The 17,214-nt window shown below is 63.2% G+C and carries 18 protein-coding genes; 4 read left to right on the top strand and 14 right to left on the bottom strand.

Going from position 1 to position 17,214, the window contains the following annotated elements:
* Positions 1 to 33: 33 nt before the first annotated feature.
* The gene (locus DLM85_RS02295; protein ID WP_111477477.1) at positions 34 to 2,274 is read right to left on the bottom strand and encodes an ATP-dependent helicase; all 2,241 of its coding nucleotides are present in this window, start codon (positions 2,272 to 2,274) and stop codon (positions 34 to 36) included.
* A gap of 595 nt (positions 2,275 to 2,869) precedes the next feature.
* Here DLM85_RS02295 and DLM85_RS02300 point away from each other — a divergent pair.
* A complete protein-coding gene (locus DLM85_RS02300) occupies positions 2,870 to 3,448 on the top strand; it encodes a DUF3109 family protein (protein ID WP_111476442.1) in 579 nt (192 codons plus the stop codon).
* Here DLM85_RS02300 and DLM85_RS02305 read toward each other — a convergent pair.
* Together DLM85_RS02305 and DLM85_RS02310 are read right to left on the bottom strand one after the other, a co-directional pair.
* On the bottom strand, positions 3,445 to 4,146 hold the full coding sequence (locus DLM85_RS02305) for a hypothetical protein (RefSeq protein ID WP_111476443.1): 702 nt from the start codon (positions 4,144 to 4,146) through the stop codon (positions 3,445 to 3,447). The two genes, DLM85_RS02300 and DLM85_RS02305, sit on opposite strands and share 4 nt — an antisense overlap.
* Positions 4,147 to 4,246: 100 nt before the next feature.
* The gene (locus DLM85_RS02310) at positions 4,247 to 4,930 is read right to left on the bottom strand and encodes a hypothetical protein (RefSeq protein ID WP_111476444.1); all 684 of its coding nucleotides are present in this window, start codon (positions 4,928 to 4,930) and stop codon (positions 4,247 to 4,249) included.
* Between the two features lie 177 nt (positions 4,931 to 5,107).
* Between DLM85_RS02310 and DLM85_RS02315 the strand changes: the two genes are divergently transcribed.
* Positions 5,108 to 6,301, top strand: coding sequence for a TPR end-of-group domain-containing protein (locus tag DLM85_RS02315; protein WP_111476445.1), 1,194 nt, complete (start codon positions 5,108 to 5,110; stop codon positions 6,299 to 6,301).
* A gap of 61 nt (positions 6,302 to 6,362) precedes the next feature.
* Here DLM85_RS02315 and DLM85_RS02320 read toward each other — a convergent pair whose 3' ends face one another.
* From DLM85_RS02320 to DLM85_RS02370, 11 genes are all read right to left on the bottom strand, one after another.
* On the bottom strand, positions 6,363 to 6,764 hold the full coding sequence (locus DLM85_RS02320) for a hypothetical protein (RefSeq protein ID WP_111476446.1): 402 nt from the start codon (positions 6,762 to 6,764) through the stop codon (positions 6,363 to 6,365).
* A 73-nt stretch (positions 6,765 to 6,837) separates the two neighbouring features.
* Positions 6,838 to 8,181: an acetyl-CoA carboxylase biotin carboxylase subunit gene (accC, locus tag DLM85_RS02325; protein ID WP_111476447.1), complete on the bottom strand. Its 1,344-nt coding sequence runs from the start codon at positions 8,179 to 8,181 to the stop codon at positions 6,838 to 6,840.
* 114 nt (positions 8,182 to 8,295) lie between these two features.
* Positions 8,296 to 8,787: an acetyl-CoA carboxylase biotin carboxyl carrier protein gene (gene accB / locus DLM85_RS02330; RefSeq protein ID WP_111476448.1), complete on the bottom strand. Its 492-nt coding sequence runs from the start codon at positions 8,785 to 8,787 to the stop codon at positions 8,296 to 8,298.
* 28 nt (positions 8,788 to 8,815) lie between these two features.
* Entirely contained in the window at positions 8,816 to 9,379 is a 564-nt protein-coding gene (efp, locus tag DLM85_RS02335; RefSeq protein ID WP_111476449.1) for an elongation factor P, read from the bottom strand.
* Between the two features lie 180 nt (positions 9,380 to 9,559).
* Positions 9,560 to 10,573 (bottom strand): beta-ketoacyl-ACP synthase III, encoded by a 1,014-nt coding sequence (locus DLM85_RS02340; RefSeq protein ID WP_111476450.1) that lies wholly within the window; start codon positions 10,571 to 10,573, stop codon positions 9,560 to 9,562.
* Positions 10,574 to 10,686: 113 nt separating this feature from the next.
* Entirely contained in the window at positions 10,687 to 11,631 is a 945-nt protein-coding gene (gene plsX / locus DLM85_RS02345) for a phosphate acyltransferase PlsX (protein WP_111476451.1), read from the bottom strand.
* Positions 11,632 to 11,715: 84 nt separating this feature from the next.
* Entirely contained in the window at positions 11,716 to 11,937 is a 222-nt protein-coding gene (rpmF, locus tag DLM85_RS02350) for a 50S ribosomal protein L32 (protein WP_111476452.1), read from the bottom strand.
* A 48-nt stretch (positions 11,938 to 11,985) separates the two neighbouring features.
* Positions 11,986 to 12,525: a YceD family protein gene (locus DLM85_RS02355; protein WP_111476453.1), complete on the bottom strand. Its 540-nt coding sequence runs from the start codon at positions 12,523 to 12,525 to the stop codon at positions 11,986 to 11,988.
* A gap of 78 nt (positions 12,526 to 12,603) precedes the next feature.
* On the bottom strand, positions 12,604 to 12,972 hold the full coding sequence (locus DLM85_RS02360) for a helix-turn-helix domain-containing protein (RefSeq protein WP_111476454.1): 369 nt from the start codon (positions 12,970 to 12,972) through the stop codon (positions 12,604 to 12,606).
* A 222-nt stretch (positions 12,973 to 13,194) separates the two neighbouring features.
* Positions 13,195 to 14,214 (bottom strand): 4-hydroxythreonine-4-phosphate dehydrogenase PdxA, encoded by a 1,020-nt coding sequence (gene pdxA / locus DLM85_RS02365; RefSeq protein WP_111476455.1) that lies wholly within the window; start codon positions 14,212 to 14,214, stop codon positions 13,195 to 13,197.
* A gap of 200 nt (positions 14,215 to 14,414) precedes the next feature.
* Complete coding sequence (locus DLM85_RS02370) at positions 14,415 to 15,863, bottom strand: leucyl aminopeptidase family protein (protein WP_111476456.1); 1,449 nt, start codon at positions 15,861 to 15,863, stop codon at positions 14,415 to 14,417.
* A gap of 140 nt (positions 15,864 to 16,003) precedes the next feature.
* Between DLM85_RS02370 and rsmA the strand changes: the two genes are divergently transcribed.
* The gene (rsmA, locus tag DLM85_RS02375; protein WP_111476457.1) at positions 16,004 to 16,798 is read left to right on the top strand and encodes a 16S rRNA (adenine(1518)-N(6)/adenine(1519)-N(6))-dimethyltransferase RsmA; all 795 of its coding nucleotides are present in this window, start codon (positions 16,004 to 16,006) and stop codon (positions 16,796 to 16,798) included.
* A gap of 78 nt (positions 16,799 to 16,876) precedes the next feature.
* Positions 16,877 to 17,209, top strand: coding sequence for a hypothetical protein (locus tag DLM85_RS02380; RefSeq protein ID WP_111476458.1), 333 nt, complete (start codon positions 16,877 to 16,879; stop codon positions 17,207 to 17,209).
* Positions 17,210 to 17,214 lie beyond the last annotated feature (5 nt).

The following is a 17,214-nucleotide window of genomic DNA, read 5'->3' on the forward strand; positions in this document are numbered from 1 at the left end:
CTCTCCCTAAGGAGAGGGGGCCGGGGGGTGAGGTCACACAATCCGCAGCTTGGCGAAGCTCAGCAGCAGGGTTTTTTCGCCCACGCCGCCCTCGAACTGAATTGTAGCCTTCACCGAGCCGTCCTGCTTTTCCAGCTTGGCCACCGTGCCGAAGCCAAATTTCGGGTGCTCCACCTTGTTGCCCACGGCTAGGTTGGTGGTGTCCGAGGGCTTGAAGTCGGGGGAGGGCACGTAGGGCTTCACCGGGGCCGCGGCGGGCTTGATTTTCTGGGCGCCGACCAGGTTCGAGCGGCGTTCCAGCACCGGGGCGAAGGGGCTTTCTTCCTGCCCGTACTTGAACTCCACGAACGTGGGGTCAATTTCGTCGATGAAGCGGCTTTTCTCGCAGCTGCGCAGGTTGCCCCACTGGTAGCGCGAGGTGGCGTAGCTGAGCGTGAGCTTTTTCTCGGCGCGGGTAATGGCCACGTAAAACAGGCGGCGCTCCTCTTCCAGGTCCGAGCGCGACGTTATCATCATCTGCGAAGGGAACAGGTTTTCCTCCATGCCTACGATGTACACGTTGCGAAATTCCAGGCCCTTCGCCGAGTGAATCGTCATCAGCGTGACGGATTCGCCCTCGTCCTTGGCGTCCTTCAGGTCAGTATCTGTCACCAGGGCAATGTCCTGGAGGAACGACGCCAGCGACTTATCCTCCCGCTCCGGGTCGTCGACGTACTCCTTGATGCCGTTCAGCAGCTCCTGGATGTTCTCGTAGCGCGAGAGGCCCTCGATGCTCTTGTCGGCGTACAAATCCTCGATCATGCCCGAGTTTTTGGCAATAAACTTGGCCGCCTCGAAGGCGTCGTCCTTGCCGGCCACCACCGCGTAGCTCTTGATTTTCTCGCCGAAGTCCACCACCGGGTTCGACACCCGGGCGGGCAGGAACTGGTCGGCATTGGTCACCACTTCCCACAAGGTGTGGTTCGACTCCTCGGCCGCGTTGATCAGCTTGCTGATGGTCGTGTCGCCGATGCCGCGCTTGGGGTAGTTGATGATGCGGCGCAGGGCCTGCTCGTCGTTGGGGTTGACGGTCAGGCGCAGGTAAGCCACCAGGTCCTTGATTTCCTTGCGCTGGTAGAACGAAAGGCCGCCGACGATTTTGTACTTGATATTAAGCTTGCGCAGGGCCTCTTCCATGGCCCGGCTCTGGGCGTTGGTGCGGTAGAGGATGGCGAAATGGTCGTAGGAAAGATGGTGGTTCATCTTCTCCTCGTAGATGCCGTTGGCCACCAGCTTGCCCTCCTCGTTGTCCGACGCGGCCCGGATGACCTCGATGCGCGGGCCCTCCTCGTTGTCGGAAAACACGCTCTTGCGCAGCTGAGCCTGGTTGTTCTTAATGACGGAGTTAGCCGCCTTCACGATGTTCTTCGTGCTGCGGTAGTTCTGCTCCAGCTTGAAGATGGCCAGCTCGGGATAGTCCTTCTCGAAGTTGAGAATGTTCTGGATGTCGGCGCCGCGGAAGGCGTAGATGCTCTGCGCGTCGTCACCTACGACACAGATATTGCGGTTTTTGGCCGAGAGCTTCCGGCTGATGAGGTACTGCGAGTAGTTGGTGTCCTGGTACTCGTCCACCATCACGTAGTGGAAAATGTTCTGGTACTTGTTCAGCGCGTCCGGGTGGTCCTTGAACAAGACGTTGGTCTGGTACAGCAGGTCGTCGAAGTCCATGGCGCCGGCCTTGAAGCAGCGCTGCTGGTACTGCTGGTAGATGACGCCGATTTTGGGCCGCAGCGCCGCCTCGTCGTCCTGCTTGATGACCGGGTCCTGCAAGTACTGCTGCACCGAAATCAGCTTGTTCTTGGCCGCCGAAATGCGCCCCAGCACCGTGCTGGGCTTGTAAAGCTTGTCGTCCAGGTCCAGCTCCTTCACAATCTGGGTGATGAGCGTCTTGGTGTCCTGGGTATCGTAGATGGTGAAGTGGCGCGGGTAGCCGAGCTTGTCGGCCTCCGAGCGCAGAATGCGGGCGAAGATGCTGTGGAAGGTGCCCATCCACAGGTTCTTGGCCTCGGGCCCGACCACCTTCTCGATACGGGCGCGCATTTCGCGGGCGGCCTTGTTGGTAAAGGTCAGGGCCAGGATGTTGAACGGGTCCACGCCCTTTTCCAGCAGGTGCGCAATGCGGTAGGTGAGTACCCGCGTCTTGCCCGAGCCCGCGCCCGCAATAATCATCGCCGGGCCTTCGGTGTGCAACACCGCGCCGCGCTGCGACTCGTTGAGTAGGTTGATATAGTCCAGTGCCATTCGTCGTCTTCGTAGCCGGCTTGGCGGCTAAACCACAAAGGTAAGACGAACGGGGCGGCGGGGGAAGCGGCCGGGCGGCTAATGTGGTTAGCCGGACCATCTGCCGCGCCTTGGAATACGGCGTACCCTTCTACAATCAGGTAGATACTACGAAACCAACAAAGAAGGTACTCCACGAACGTAGAACCGACCGAAACGGTCTTAGAAGCAGCCGAAACAGACGTAGAACCGACCGAAACGGTCTTAGAAGCGGCCGAAACGGACGTAGAAGCAACCGAAACGTTCTTAGAAGGGCCTAAACGGATTTAGAAGCGCCACCAACGCTCTTAGAAAGGGCAGAAACGGTCTTAGAAGCAACTCAAACCATCTTAGAAGCAAGCGCCACCGTCTCAGAAGCAGCCCGGACGGACGTAGAAGCAGTTGGAACGGGGCGGAGGCACTGCAAACCGGCGCTGCACTTGGGGAAAAGTCGACGGCGCTGGGTGACCGGGCTTTTTCATTGCCTGACGCCCGAACTTCTGGCCGGCCCCGTGCTGTTCTTCACCGCCGTCCGCGCCGTATCTTTGCTGTTCGTTTCCCGCACCCTTCCATGATTGTCATCCAGAATACCATCGTCTCCGACGACGTCCGCGACCAGTTTTTCGTCTGCAACCTGGAGCGCTGCAAGGGCGCCTGCTGCGTGGAGGGCGACCTGGGCGCCCCGCTCGAAGAGGCGGAGCTTAAGATTCTGGCCGAGGAGTACGACAAGATCAAGCCCTTCCTGACCCACGCCGGCCGCCACGCCATCGAGGAGCAGGGACTCTACGTGGAGGACTGGGAAGGCGACTACTCGACCACCACCATCGACAACCGGGAGTGCGCCTACGCCCTCTACGACGAGCGGGGCATCCTGAAGTGCGGCATCGAGCAGGCCTACCTGGCCGGGGCCACCACCTTCAAGAAGCCCATCAGCTGCCACCTGTACCCCATCCGCATCAGCAAGTACGACGAGTTCGAGGCCCTGAACTACGACCGGTGGGAAATCTGCAACCCGGCCTGCGCCTTCGGGGCCCAGCTGGGCGTGCCGGTGTACAAATTCCTGCGGGAGCCGCTGATTCGCAAGTACGGCGAGGCCTGGTACCAGGAGCTGACCCAGGAAATCGAGCACCCCAAGCCGGCTATTGGTTAGCGTTTGCGCAACGGGTAATGCAGCGTGAGCTCGGCGTAGCTTTCGCGCAGACCCAGGTTGGTGGTCTTGGTCAGGCCGTACTCGTAGCTGAGCAGCACCGTCCAGGGGCGCTGGGCGCGGGCCGGGCGGTAGCCCAGGCCGGCGTGGAGCAGTACGTTGCCCACCGCCGGACCGTGGCTGTAGGTGCTGAAGGAGCTGTCCGGGCGCGCCAGGTAGTGAGCCCGCACCCGGGTGTCGTCGCGAAAGGCCAGCCCGAAGCTGGGGCCGACTTCCAGCACCAGAAAGTTGTGGACGTACTGCCGGATTCCCAGTAGCAGGCGCGCATTTAGCGTGCGGTACTGCTCCCGGATTTGGGAGTCGGGGCGGGCGTAGGCGCCGTAGGAGGACGCGCGCAGCACCAGGCTTCGGCGTAGGTAGGACAGGTTGCCCCGCAGCAGCAGAAACGTCCGCTCACCGGTGGGCGGTACCGGAAGGGCCAGGGTAATGCCCACGGTCGGGCCCAGCTCCGCGGTGGGGCTGGCCAGCCGATACACAGTGCCGCTGCCCTGCCCTCCGTTGCGCACGCTCTGGTTGGCGTAGCCGAGGGTGGTCAGGGTCACACCGGCGTGCAGGCTCACCTCACCGGCCGGCGGACGCTCCTGGGCCCGGGCAGCGGTACAGAACAGCCCGAGGCCGAAAAAGAGTAGGGGTGTTTTCACAAAGGATTGAATCGAAGCTGCCGGAACCGGATACCGGCTGGGAGGCGACAATATGCCCCTGCGCCGTTTGGATTACAAGCGCGCAAGCCCTGTTCGGCGGTTAGAGAGCCGATAAAGCGTAATGCACGGTCAGCTCGGCAAAGTCTTCGGCGGTGGCTACCTGCGTGCGGCGCAGCACCAGGCCCCGCGCGTAGCCCGCCGCCAGCTGCCAGCGGCGGGCCGGGCGCAGGCCGAAGACGCCGCGCAGCAGCACGTTGGTGCCCGGCGCGGGCAGGTAGCGGTGGGCCGCGGCTTCGCTGTCGAGGCGGCTGTAATCCTGGCAGGTGAGGGCCAGCATCGGGCCGATTTCCCAGAACAGGCGGCGCCGCGGCGACAGGTAATGGCGCACCCCCAGGCCCACCTGCGCATCCACGGTGCGGTAGCGGAAGCGCGCGTCGTAGGCGGGGGGCGGCGCTCCGCCGGGCGCGTACGGGGCGGCGTGCACGGCCAGCAGCCGGCGGTTGTAGGCCGCGCGCAAGCTCAGCAGCAGGTAGGTATTGCGGTTGCCGGGGGGCACGGGCAGGGCCAGGCTGGCGCCGACGGCCGCGCCCACCTGCGGCGGGTGGCCGCTCAGCGTGTAATCGGTGCCGTTTTCGGCGGAGCCGCTGCGCTGCCGGGCGGCCGGGTAGCGCAGGCGCCCGACGAGCAGGCTGCTGCTTACGCTCCAGTGCCCCGCGTGGGCGCGGGCCTGCTGGCCGGCGGCGGGCAGCGCGGGCAGCAGCAACGGGCTCAGCAGGCAGTACATAAGGCGGGCTGGGTAGGAATACGGCATAAAAGCGGGCGGATTTGCTGCTAAACGCACAACGCCGGTATTCCGTGTGAGCAGCTTGGTAGAGCCGGCACCTGCGTCGGTCGATTTCGGGCCGAAAACCGGCCGGTACGGCGTACATTCTCTCTGCCCGCCATTCCCACCAGCCCCGTCATGCCCAACTGCCTACTGCCCCGCCTTTTAGTTCTGGCTCTGCTGCTCGGTGCCGGCCGCACAGCCCCGGCCCAGACCACCGCCCAAACCCAGCACCAGGCCGTGGAAGCCCTCTACCCGGTAATGCTGCAGGCCGTGAAGGACCGCAACTTCGCCCAGGCCCGCGCGCTCTGCCTGCAGGCCATCGGCTACGAGCCCCGGGAAGCCGTGCACCGCTACAACCTGGCCTGCATCGAAGCGCTGGCCGGGGCGCCCAACGCCGCTTTTGCCGCCCTGAACCAGGCCACGGCCCTGGGCTACGCCGACGTCGGCTCGCTGCGTACCGATGCCGACCTGGCCGCCGTGCGCGCGGACTCGCGCTTCGCCGCGGTGCTGCAGGCCGCCGCCCGCAATGCCAGCGGTACCCCGGCGCCGCCGGCGGCCGCGGCCGCCACCGTCCGCCCGGTGGGGGCCCGGCCCAACGCTGCGCCGGCCGCTGCCAAACCCGCCCCGGCCGCCGCCTCAGCGCCGCGCCCGGCCCCGGCGGCCGGCACCACCACCCCGCCGGTAGCCGCCAAAGTCAGCGGCAACAAGCCCGTGGGGCTGTTTTTTATGACGCGCTACTGGATAAGCAACGGCGCGCTGGAAAAGCACACCTGGTACTTCGCGCCCGACGGCCGGGTGTACGTCGATCCGCCGGGCTTTTCGGCGGCCGAGCTGGCGGCCCACCGCGGCGAGCGGGGCAGCTACCAGGTCAGCGGCGGCACCATGACGGTGAAATGGGCCGGCGGCTCGACCTCCACCAGCACCGTGGAAAACCCCCAGGCTGCCTCGTTTACCTGGGACATGGGCAACTTCACCGGCGTGCGCCCCTTTGCCAGCAGCCAGGCGCTGATCGGTAGCTACGAGGGCGGTGAGTCATTGAGCAGCGGGCTGGGCTCGGCCATTACCTCGCGCACCCTCACCCTGCGCCCCGACGGTACCTTCAGCCGCGAAGGCGTGTCCTCGTTCAAGAGCACTTCCGATGCCAGCACCATCGGCACCGGCGCGCAGAGCCAGGGCGCCGGCCGCTGGCAGCTCAACGGCTACTTCCTCACCCTCACCGACGGCCAGGGCCAGGTGACGCGCGGCATCATCTTTCCCTTCAATATCAGCGGCACCGCCGCCCGCCCCGACCGCCTGTACTTCAACGGCACGATGTACAAGCGGCAGTAAGGCCGGCTGGGCGTCGCCGGGCGGGCAGCAGGAGAGGAGCCTTTGGAGCTGCGGGCGGCGCCTAGCGTCGGAAGCCTTCCAGCGCGGATAACGCCGCCCCGCCCATAGCTACCACCGTCTGAGGTTCGTGCTGCGCATTCAGGTAGCGGAGCCGGAATACGCCGCGTTGATTTATCCAAAGGAACACGCTGACAATCGATTGAATACTTCGCAGCGGTACTTCATCGGTTCCTTCAGACCGGGTAATCAACAAGTGCTTCGGAGTAAAGGCTGCACGTTGAGGCAAGCGGTTCAGCTGGTTGAACACCACCGGCAGCAGGAGCAGCATCAGAAGCTGGCAACCCGCCTCCCAGTAAGCACCTTCCTGCCGATACTGCCAGCTGGCGTAAAGAATCAGCAGGGCCGCCGGGCAGACCAACCAGCGGAGCGAACGGGCCAGAATCGGTAGTTTGCGCGGCAGCATCGGGTAGTAAGTAGCAACAAAAACGGCTCATCCAAACGAGGATGAGCCGTTTCCAGGCTTGCAAGAAAGCCGCTTACAGCGTCGAGAAGTCAAACGACTCCAGAAACTTCGTGGTGAAGTTGCCGGCTTTAAACTCCTCGTCGTCCATCAGCTTCAGGTGGAAGGGAATCGTCGTCTTGACGCCTTCCACCACGAATTCGGCCAGGGCGCGCTTCATTTTCACCACGCACTCCTCGCGGGTCTGGGCCACGGTGATGAGCTTGGCAATCATGGAGTCGTAGTTGGGCGGAATCTGGTAGCCCGCGTACACGTGGGTGTCCACGCGCACGCCGTGGCCGCCGGGAATGTGGAGCACCGTGATTTTGCCGGGCGCCGGGCGGAAGTCCTTGCGCGGGTCCTCGGCGTTGATGCGGCACTCCATGGCGTGCAGCTTGGGCAGGTAGTTTTTGCCCGAAATGGCAATGCCCGCCGCAATCTTGATCTGCTCCTTGATCAGGTCAAAGTTGATGACTTCCTCCGTCACGGGGTGTTCCACCTGAATGCGGGTGTTCATCTCCATGAAGTAGAAGTCCCGGTTCTTATCGACCAGGAACTCGATGGTGCCCACGCCCTCGTAGCCGATGCTGCTGGCGCCGGCCACGGCGGCCTTGCCCATCTTCTCGCGCAGCTCGTCGGTCATGAAGGGCGAAGGAGCTTCCTCCACCAGCTTCTGGTGCCGGCGCTGAATCGAGCAGTCCCGCTCCGAGAGGTGGCAGACGGTGCCGAACTGGTCGCCGGCAATCTGGATTTCGATGTGGCGGGGTTCCTCCACGAACTTCTCCAGGTACACGCCGTCGTTGCCGAAAGCGGCTTTGGCCTCGGTGCGGGCGTCGTTCCAGGCCTTCTCAAACTCGTCCTCGCTCTTGATGATGCGCATGCCGCGCCCGCCGCCGCCGGCCGTAGCCTTCAGGATGACGGGGTACTTGATCTTGGCCGCCACCTTCTTGCCCTGCTCGATGGAGTCGAGCAGGCCGTCGGAGCCCGGAATGGTGGGCACGCCGGCCTTCTTCATGGTGTCCTTGGCCGAAGCCTTGTCGCCCATGCTGTTGATCATCTCGGGCGAGGCCCCGATGAACTTGATGCCGTTTTCGCGGCAGATGCGCGAGAATTCCGCGTTTTCCGACAGGAAGCCGTAGCCGGGGTGAATGGCGTCGGCGTTGGTGATTTCGGCGGCGGCAATCAGGTTCGGAATGTTCAGGTACGAGTCGCGCGAGGCGGGCGGCCCGATGCACACGGCCTCGTCGGCGAAGCGCACGTGCAGGCTTTCCTTATCGGCGGTGGAGTACACGGCCACCGTCTTGATGCCCATCTCGCGGCAGGTGCGAATCACGCGCAGCGCAATTTCCCCGCGGTTGGCAATGAGTATTTTCTTGAACACGGTTGTGGGAATTAATAATTAAGAATGAAGAATTAATAAGTAAGGAAAAGGCCCTGCTCGTTTCCAAAGGAGCTGAACAGAGCCAATTCTTATTTATTAATTCTCAATTATTAATTACATGGGTTCGATCAGGAACAGCGGCTGGTCGTACTCCACGGGGGAGGCGTTGTCGACCATGGCCTTCACGATGCGGCCGCGCTGCTCGGCTTCGATTTCATTGAACAGCTTCATGGCCTCGATGATGCAAATCACCTGGCCGGCTTCCACCACGTCGCCTACGTTCACGAAGGAGGGGCTTTCGGGGCTGCTCGAGCGGTAGAAGGTGCCAATCATCGGGGCTTTCAGCGCTACCGTGTTGCTGGCAGCCGGCGCCTCAGCGGCAGCCGGAGCCGCCGTCGGTGCGGCCGAAGCCGCGGCGGGCGCGGCCTGCGGAGCCGGAGCAGCTACGGGAGCCGGGGCCGCCTGTACGGGGGCTGCAGCGGCCACGTACTTGGTATTCGGCTCGCGCTGCACCGAAATCTTGAATTCTTCCGTCTCGATGTTGACCTTGTTCAGGCCCGACTTCGCGATGAAGTCGATGAGGTCTTGCAGTTCTTTGGCTTTCATGGCAGCGGGGGAGGGCTTCGCTTGGTCCTTATTTGACTCTTTCGACATAGGAGTAGTCGCGGGTGTCGACCTTGATTTTCTGGTCCTGGTCAATGAACAAAGGCACCTGGATGCGGGCACCCGTTTCCATGATGGCCGGCTTCAGGGTGTTGGTAGCCGTGTCGCCGCGCAGGCCGGGCTCGGTGTAGGTCACCACCAGCTCCACGAAGGAGGGCAGCTCGGCGGTCAGCGGCTGCTCGGTTTCGGCGTGCATCAGGATGGTTACGGCTTGGCCTTCCTTCATCAGGTCGGCGAAGGGCACCATGGCTTCGGGCAGCGTAATCTGCTCGAAGCTGTCGGTATCCATGAAGGTGTAGCCGTAGTCGTCCTTGTACAGGTACTGGTGCGGGCGCTGCTCCACGCGGGCCGTTTCCACTTTCACGCCGGCGTTGAAGGTGTTGTCAATCACCTTGCCGGTCTTGATGTTGCGCATTTTGGTGCGCACGAAAGCAGGGCCTTTGCCGGGCTTCACGTGCTGAAACTCCGTGATGACGTGCAGGTCCCCGTTGTAGTTCAACACGAGGCCATTGCGAAAATCCGCGGTGGTTGCCATGATGGTAAGAAGAGTTAAGGATGACGTTGCAGCGGGGCCAATTCCGGAAAACCGCTTAACTGCTGCGCCAAGGGGAGGAAAACGATTGGGGGAGAAACAAAAACGTGCCGACCCGTCCGGGTGGGCGGGGCGGCACGTCGGGAGGTGCAAGTATAGGGGTTCCGCGCCGGCCGCCTGAAATTAGGCGGTTTGCGGACCAGGCTTCGGGTCGTAGGCCCACTTCACGTAGAGCGCGCCCCAGGTAAAGCCGCCGCCGAAAGCCGCCACAATCAGGTTGTTGCCGCGGCGCAGTTGGCTTTCGTAGTCCGACAGGCAGAGCGGAATGGTGGCGTTGGTGGTGTTGCCGTACTTGTAGATGTTCAGCATCACCTTGTCGGCGCCGATGCCCACGCGCGAAGCGGTAGCGTCGATGATGCGCTTGTTAGCCTGGTGCGGCACCAGCCAGTCGATGGTGTCGGCGGTGAGGCCGTTGCGCTCGGCCACGGTGCCGGCCACGTCGGCCATGCCCTTCACGGCAAACTTGTAAACCGTCGCGCCTTCCTGGTACACGAAATGCTCCCGGTTGGTCACCGTCTCGATGGACGGCGGACGACGCGAGCCGCCGGCTTTCTGGTACAGGTAGTTTTCGCCAATGCCGTCGGAGCGCAGCTCCTGGTCGAGGATGCCGTAGCCGTCGGTGGTGGGTTCCAGCAGCACCGCGCCGGCCCCGTCGCCGAACAGGATGCAGGTGCTACGGTCGGTGTAGTCGGTAATGGCCGACATCTTATCGGCCCCGACGATGATGACTTTCTTGTACAGACCCGCCCGGACGAACGAGGCCCCGGTGGCCAGGGCAAACAGGAAGCCCGAGCAGGCGGCCGAAATGTCGTAGCCGAAGGCATTCTTGATGCCCACGCCTTCGCAGATGATGTTGGCCGTGGCCGGGAATACCATGTCCGGCGTGGTGGTGGCGCAGATCAGCAGCTCCACTTCCTCGGGCCGGGTGCCGGTTTTGTCCAGTAGCTGCTGCACGGCCTTGATGGCCATGACCGAGGTACCCTGATTTTCACCTTTCAGGATGCGGCGCTCCTTGATGCCGGTCCGGGTCTGAATCCACTCGTCGTTGGTATCGACCAGCTTTTCGAGTTCCTGGTTGGTCAGCACGTACTCGGGTACGTAGGCGCCTACGCCGGTAATGGCAGCGGTCAGCTTCATGGGCAAGAGAAAAGAAAGGTGCGGCTGATGAGAAGGCGCCGCCTAAAACGGCCGCCAAGGTAGTAAAAAGTCCGGCCGAGGTGGCCGGACCGGGTGGCGGATGTGCGTCCGCGCTAAGACTTGAAGGTGTCCTTGATCTGGTCGGCAATGCCCGACTTGGCCATCTGGAAGCCCTGCATCAGCATGCTGCAGATAGCTTTCGGCCCGCTCACGCCGTGGCCGATGATGACGTTGTCGTTGATGCCCAGAATGGGGGAGCCGCCCACGCCTTCGTAGTCGAACTTGTGGAAGAACGGGTCCTTATGGATGCCCTTCTCGTGCATGATGTCGTAAAACGACTCCGAGAGCTTCAAAATCACGTTCCCGGTGTAGCCGTCGCACACAATCACGTCGGCCTTCTCGTTGAACATGTCGCGGCCCTCGATGTTGCCGATAAAGTGAATGTGCGGGTTCACTTTCAGCAGGTTGTAGGCGGCTTGCAGCAGGGCGGTGCCCTTGCCTTCTTCCTCCCCAAGGTTCATCAGGCCTACTTTCGGCCGATCAATGCCCAGCACGTACTGCGCGTAGAGCGAACCAAGCTCGGCAAACTGCTCCAGCATCTCGGGCTTGCACTCGGCGTTGGCGCCGGCGTCCACCATCACGCCGTACTCGCCTTTCAGCTTGGGCACGAGGTTGGCAATGGCCGGGCGCATCACGCCGGGCACGGGCTTCACGCTGAAGATGGCGCCGACCAGCATGGCGCCGGTACTGCCGGCCGAGCAAAAGGCCTCCACGTCGCTGCCGTGCAGCAGCTTGTAGCCCACGGCAATACTGGAATCGGGCTTTTGCTGCAGGGCCTTGGTGGGGTGTTCCCCCATGGCAATAACCTGCGTGGCGGGCACGAACTCAATATTGCGGGCACGCTCGCCGTGCGCGTCGAGCAGGGGGCGCACGGCTTCTTCCTGGCCGATGACCACGATAGTGGCCTGGCCATCGAGTTGTTCGGCGGCCAGCACGGCTCCGTCCACGGCAGCTTTGGGGGCGAAGTCGCCGCCCATGGCGTCGAGGGCTATTTTCATGAAAGCGGGATGAAGAACAGTCGGCGGTAATGTAAAACCGGCGGCCGGGTGAGGGCCGCCGGCTGGGCTAGGAGCGGGTCGGGGCTATTCCTCGTCGGTGCTGGGGGCGGCCGAAGCTACCGGAGCGTAGCCGGCAATAGCTACTTTACCGTTGAGGTACAGGTCACCATCTACCACGTAAGCGCGGTGGCGCAGGTGCAGCTCGCCAGTGGTCTGGCAAACGGAAACCGGCTTCGGGTCGAGCTTGTAGTGGGTGCGACGCTTGTCGCGGCGGACGGCGGAAATGCGTCGTTTGGGGTGTGCCATGAGTGAAAGTGAAGAAAAAAATGAGAAAACGGGAGTGGGGGCGCGGCCTTAATTCAGGTTCCGCAGCGCATTCCAGCGCGGGTCGCCGAGGTCCTCGTCATCGTCGTCGGGGTCGTCGGAAGACGTACCAGTGGAGTAGATGAGCTTGGCTTCGGCGTCGGGGTTGTCGTCTTCCTCGTCCTGGAAGCGCGGGTGCAGCTTCTTCATGGGCAAGGCCAGGCCGATGTAATCAAACAGGTGCTGGGCCATGGGCAGGGTCTGCGTGTCGGGCGTCACCTGCAGCACGTCGTCGTCGAGCTCCAGCTCCTGGTCGCCGAAGCGCAGCAGCAGCTGGTTTTCCACGTCGATGGGCTGGTCGAACTCGTCGAGGCTCCGGTCGCAAATCAGCTGCACGGTGCCTACGATGTGCGTATGGATGACGATGCGCTGGGCGGTTTTGTCGACCATCACATCGGCGCGCAGCTGGCCGTCCGGAATCAGGGTCTGGTCGAACTGCTCGAAGAACGCCTTGTCGAGGTCGAACACGTATTCGTGCTTTTTCTCGGTTAGCGCGGCCAGCGGCACGTCGTATTTATGGTCCTTTTTCACAGAGTCGGTTCAGGCGGGCGGCAAAAATAGCAATATTTCGCCGCTCTAATTAGGGGTAAGGGAAGTTTGAGCGCCGGATTACGCCTTTTTAAGGATGAATTCCGGGCTGATGCCCAGCCTCTCGTAGAGCTTTTTGGCCAGATCCAGGGTTACGCGGCGCTTGCCACTCAGGATCTGGGACAGGGCCCCGGCCGGCACTTCCAGCAGCTGCGCCAGCTCTTTTTGCTTGAGGCGCATCTGCTGCCGCTTCAATTCAATCATGTCGGCCAGGGACTCCGGTAGCGACGGGATGGGCATCAGCCCGAGCTGGTCTTCGTAGGCGTCGATGGCCACGACCAGCTCCCGAAACTCGGCTTCCAGCGCCACGTTGCCCTCGAAACCGGCGGCCACCAGTGCGTCGAGGCGGCGCAGGGCGGTTTTATATTCCGAAGGGTTGTGGAGCGTCATACGAAGAGTGAAGCGAAGGTGAAATGGCGGAATCAGACGGTGCCAATCAGCCTTTCCGACTGCAAAGGTGCAGTAGAAATTGCTAAATCAAAAACAAAGTTTCGTTTTTGGAAAGAATGTTTCTTCCGTGGGAAGAAAACGTGCCTTATTCCCCGGTCGTAGGTTGGTTATAACTGGTTGGCTTGCAACGGTATATACTTATTAGAAGGGAGTTGCACTGAGCTACCGAGCTGTGGCTTCTTTCTCCGCTTTGCGGTTGCGCACCAGGTCGCAGGCCAGGTACAGAGCTTCGCGGAAGGAGGTCGGGTCGGCGTCGAACTTGCCGGCCAGGCCGTAGGCAGTGCCGTGGTCGGGGGAGGTGCGGATGACGGGCAGGCCGGCGGTGAAGTTGACGCCCCGCTCGAAGGCAATGGTTTTGAAGGGGATGAGGCCCTGGTCGTGGTACAGGGCCAGGGTGGCGTCGAACTGCCCGTACTGCCGGGTGCCGAAGAAGCCGTCGGCGGGATAGGGGCCGTAGACGAGGTGGCCGTCGTTGAGGAACTGCTGGATGACGGGCATCAGCAGATCCTGTTCTTCCTTGCCGATCAGGCCCTTTTCGCCGGCGTGCGGGTTCAGGCCCAGCACGGCCACCCGGGGCTTGTCGATGCCGAAATCCTGGCGCAGGGACTGCAGCAGCATGCGCAGCTTGCCGCTGAGCACCTCGGAGGTGAGGCGGGCGGGCACGTCCTTCAGGGCAATGTGGCCGGTGGCGGTGGCCACGCGCAAATCGTCGGCCACCAGAAACATCAGGCTGTCGTTGTTGGGGCTGAAGTGGTGGGCCAAGAACTCGGTGTGGCCGGGGAAGTTGAACCCTTCGCCCTGGGTGTTTTCCTTGCTGATGGGCGCCGTCACCAGCGCGTCGATCAGGCCGGCCTTGAGGTCCTCGGCGGCGGCAATCAGGGACAAGCGGGCGGCGCGGCCCGAAGCCTCGGTGGGCTGGCCGGGCGTGAGCCCGAAATCCTCGTCCCAGCAGGTCACGGCGTTGACTTTTCCGGCCGTAATATCGGCCGCCTCGCGCACCTGGCGGAAGCTCAGCGGCGGGTGGTGCTTGTCGTGCGGAAAGTCGTCGAAGAGGGTGGCAGCGGTGCCGTAGACCACCGGGGTGCAGAAGCGCAGCACGCGCGGATCCTGCAGGGTGCGGTAGATGATTTCGGGGCCGATGCCGGCCAGGTCGCCGGTGCTGATGCCAATGCGGGGAAGCATTCTGTGGGATTGGTGCTAAGGGAGGAGAGAAGCAGCTGAGTCGAAGCAGCTGACTAAACAGAACGTCATGTCGAGCTTGTCGAGACATCTCGCGTGTTTCGTCTGAAAGCAATTTCCTCGTTCAACGAACGGGTTGCTATCTGGCATCCGCACGCGAGATGCCTCGGCCGCGCTCGGCATGACGTTCTTAGACAACCAGGCTACGCGCGGTTGGTTAGGAAATCGTAAATCAAGCGCACGGCCGTGCCGGTGCCGTTTTTGCCGCGGTAAGAGTCGGGGGCGGCGAGGTAGGCGGGGGCGGCAATGTCGAGGTGAATCCAGGGCGTGCCTTCGATGAAGCGCTCCAGGAACTTGCCGGCCGAAATGGCGCCGGCTTCGGCTTTGCCCAGGTTGTTGATGTCGGCAATGTCGCTCTTGATGTGCTCGGCGTACTCGTCCCAGAGCGGAAACTCCACGATCCGCTCGTGCACGCGGCGGCCGGCGGCGGCCAGCTCCTGCATGGTTTCGTCGCCGCAGGTGCCCATGGCCACGATGCCCTCCTTGCCGATGGCGCGGGCGGCCGAGCCGGTGAGCGTGGCCGCGTCGATAACCAGTTCGGGCTGGTACTTCTTGGCGAAGTGCAGCGCATCGGCCAGGATCAGGCGGCCTTCGGCGTCGGTGTTGAGTACCTCCACCGTGAGGCCCGAGTGCATGGTCAGCACGTCGCCGGGGGCGAAGGCGTTGCCGCCGGGGCGGTTGTCGGTGGCGGGCACCAGGCCGATGACGTGCAGCGGGACGTTGTTTTTGGCCAGGGCGTAGAGCGTGCCCACCATGGCGGCGGCGCCGGCCATGTCGCATTTCATGAAGTCCATGCTGCCGGGCGTGGGTTTCAGGCTCAGGCCGCCGGTGTCGAACACCACGCCCTTGCCCACCAGCACGTAGGGCTTGTCGTTGGTGGCACCGGCGGGTTTCCACTCCATAATGGTGAAGGTGGGCGGCTCGGGGCTGCCCAGATTCACGGCCAGCAGCCCCCCCATGCGCAGGGCTTCGATGCGGGCCTGGTCGAGGATTTCGACGTGGAAGCCGGCCTGCTCGCCCGCGGCGGCCATCTGCTCGGCAAAGTTGGTGGCGGTGAGCTTGTTGGCGGGCAGGTTCACCAGGTCGCGGGCCAGCTCCACGCCGCTGAGCAGGTGGGCCAGGGCCGTTACCTCGGCTTCGGCGGCGCCCACCAGCACCGCGCGCTGCAGGTCGGCCGGCTGCTTGCTTTTCGCGTCGGTTTTGTAGCCCTCGAACTGGTAGGCCGTCAGGTACAGGCCCTCGGCCAGGGGCAGGGCGGCCTTCTTCTCGGCGGTCAGGTCGACGATGTGCAGCTCCTTAACCTTGGCGGTTTTCAGCTTGGCGTGCAGCTCGTGGCCCCTGCGGCGCAGCTGCTCGGCGCTGAGGTCGGCGGTTTTCTTTTCTTCGGCCACCACCACGTACAACCGGTGCGAGTACAGGTTTACAGCGAACAGCTTCTGCTCGGCGGCCAGTTGGCTTTCGGCGTAGTGGCGGGCGGCCTCGGGCAGGGACGGGGCATCGGCGGGCAGGGTGGTGCTGCCAGCGGGCAGAATCACGACGGTATCGGCGGGGCCGGCGGGCAGCGCGGCGGCAGTGGCGAGTTGGAGGGACATTAGCGCAGGTATAGCTTCGGCGCGCAAGTTATCGGGTTATGCGTAACCGCCGCGTAACCTGGCTGTGGCGGCGCCCGGCCGGGCTTTCGTACTTTTGCGGCCCAATCCAACGCGCGAAGTCGTCCTTTGCGCCCCCGCCCGTGGAACGCGTCACCCCGAAGAAGCACCTGGGCCAGCACTTTCTGGCCGACCTCAATATTTCCCGCGACATCGCCGAAAGCCTGCGCCTGCCCGACGGCGTGCGCCACGTGCTGGAGGTGGGCCCCGGCATGGGCGTGCTGACGCAGTTCCTGCTGGAGCGCCAGGACGCGTACGAAACCACCGTTATCGAAATCGACCGGGACTCGGTGGCCTACCTGAAAGTGCACTTCCCGGCTTTGCAGGACCGCATTCTGTCGGCCGACTTTCTGAAGCAGGACCTGGGCAAGCTGTTCGATAACGCGCCGCTGGCCGTTATCGGCAACTTCCCCTACAACATCAGCACCCAGATTTATTTCAAGGTGCTGGAACACCGCCAGCAGGTGCGCGAGTGCGTGGGCATGATCCAGAAGGAAGTGGCCGAGCGCATTGCCGCCGGCCCCGGCTCCAAGGTCTACGGCATCCTGAGCGTGCTGGTCCAGGCCTTCTACGACACCGAATACCTCTTCACCGTGCCCCCGCACGTGTTTGTGCCGCCGCCCAAGGTGCAGAGCGCCGTGCTGCGCCTCACCCGCAATAGGGTGGAGCGCCTCGACTGCGACGAGAAGCTGTTCTTCCAGGTGGTCAAACAGGCTTTCAGCACCCGCCGCAAGACGCTGCGCAACTGCCTCAAGCCCCTGGGCATGCCCGCCGAGGCCATGACCGAGCCCCTCTTCGACAAGCGCGCCGAGCAGCTCAGCGTGCAGGACTTCATCGGCCTGACCCAGCAGGTGGCCGCGCACCGCAAGCAGGGGTAACCTCGACTAAAGATGGGGGTGACTTGGTTTCGCCGGTTCCTGATTGCAATCCTGGTCACGGTAGCTGGCTGCTTTGCCTTGGTTCAGTGGCTCGATGAAGACAACATCACCCAGCTGAGCGGACATTACTACACCGCCAACTACGATGACGGCGTGGCGCTGCACTGGTACGCGGACGAAAATCATCCATATGGCCCGCCACTGCTGGGGCGCGTGTACGACACCCGCCTCGGCCGACAGTTTCTGGTGGCCCGCGCCAGCACCGACGTGTACTTTCTCTTTCCCCTGAGCGCTGCCACGGAAGCCGCCGCCACGGCGGGGCGGCTGGGACCCTGGACGCGGGCCGAGGTCAGCCAGAACTTGTTACGAGCTACCGGCGACACCTCGTTGCGCGCCGTGGGGCCTTTTTAAGTAAG

This window comes from Hymenobacter edaphi (assembly GCF_003258365.1).
Lineage (GTDB): Bacteria > Bacteroidota > Bacteroidia > Cytophagales > Hymenobacteraceae > Solirubrum > Solirubrum edaphi.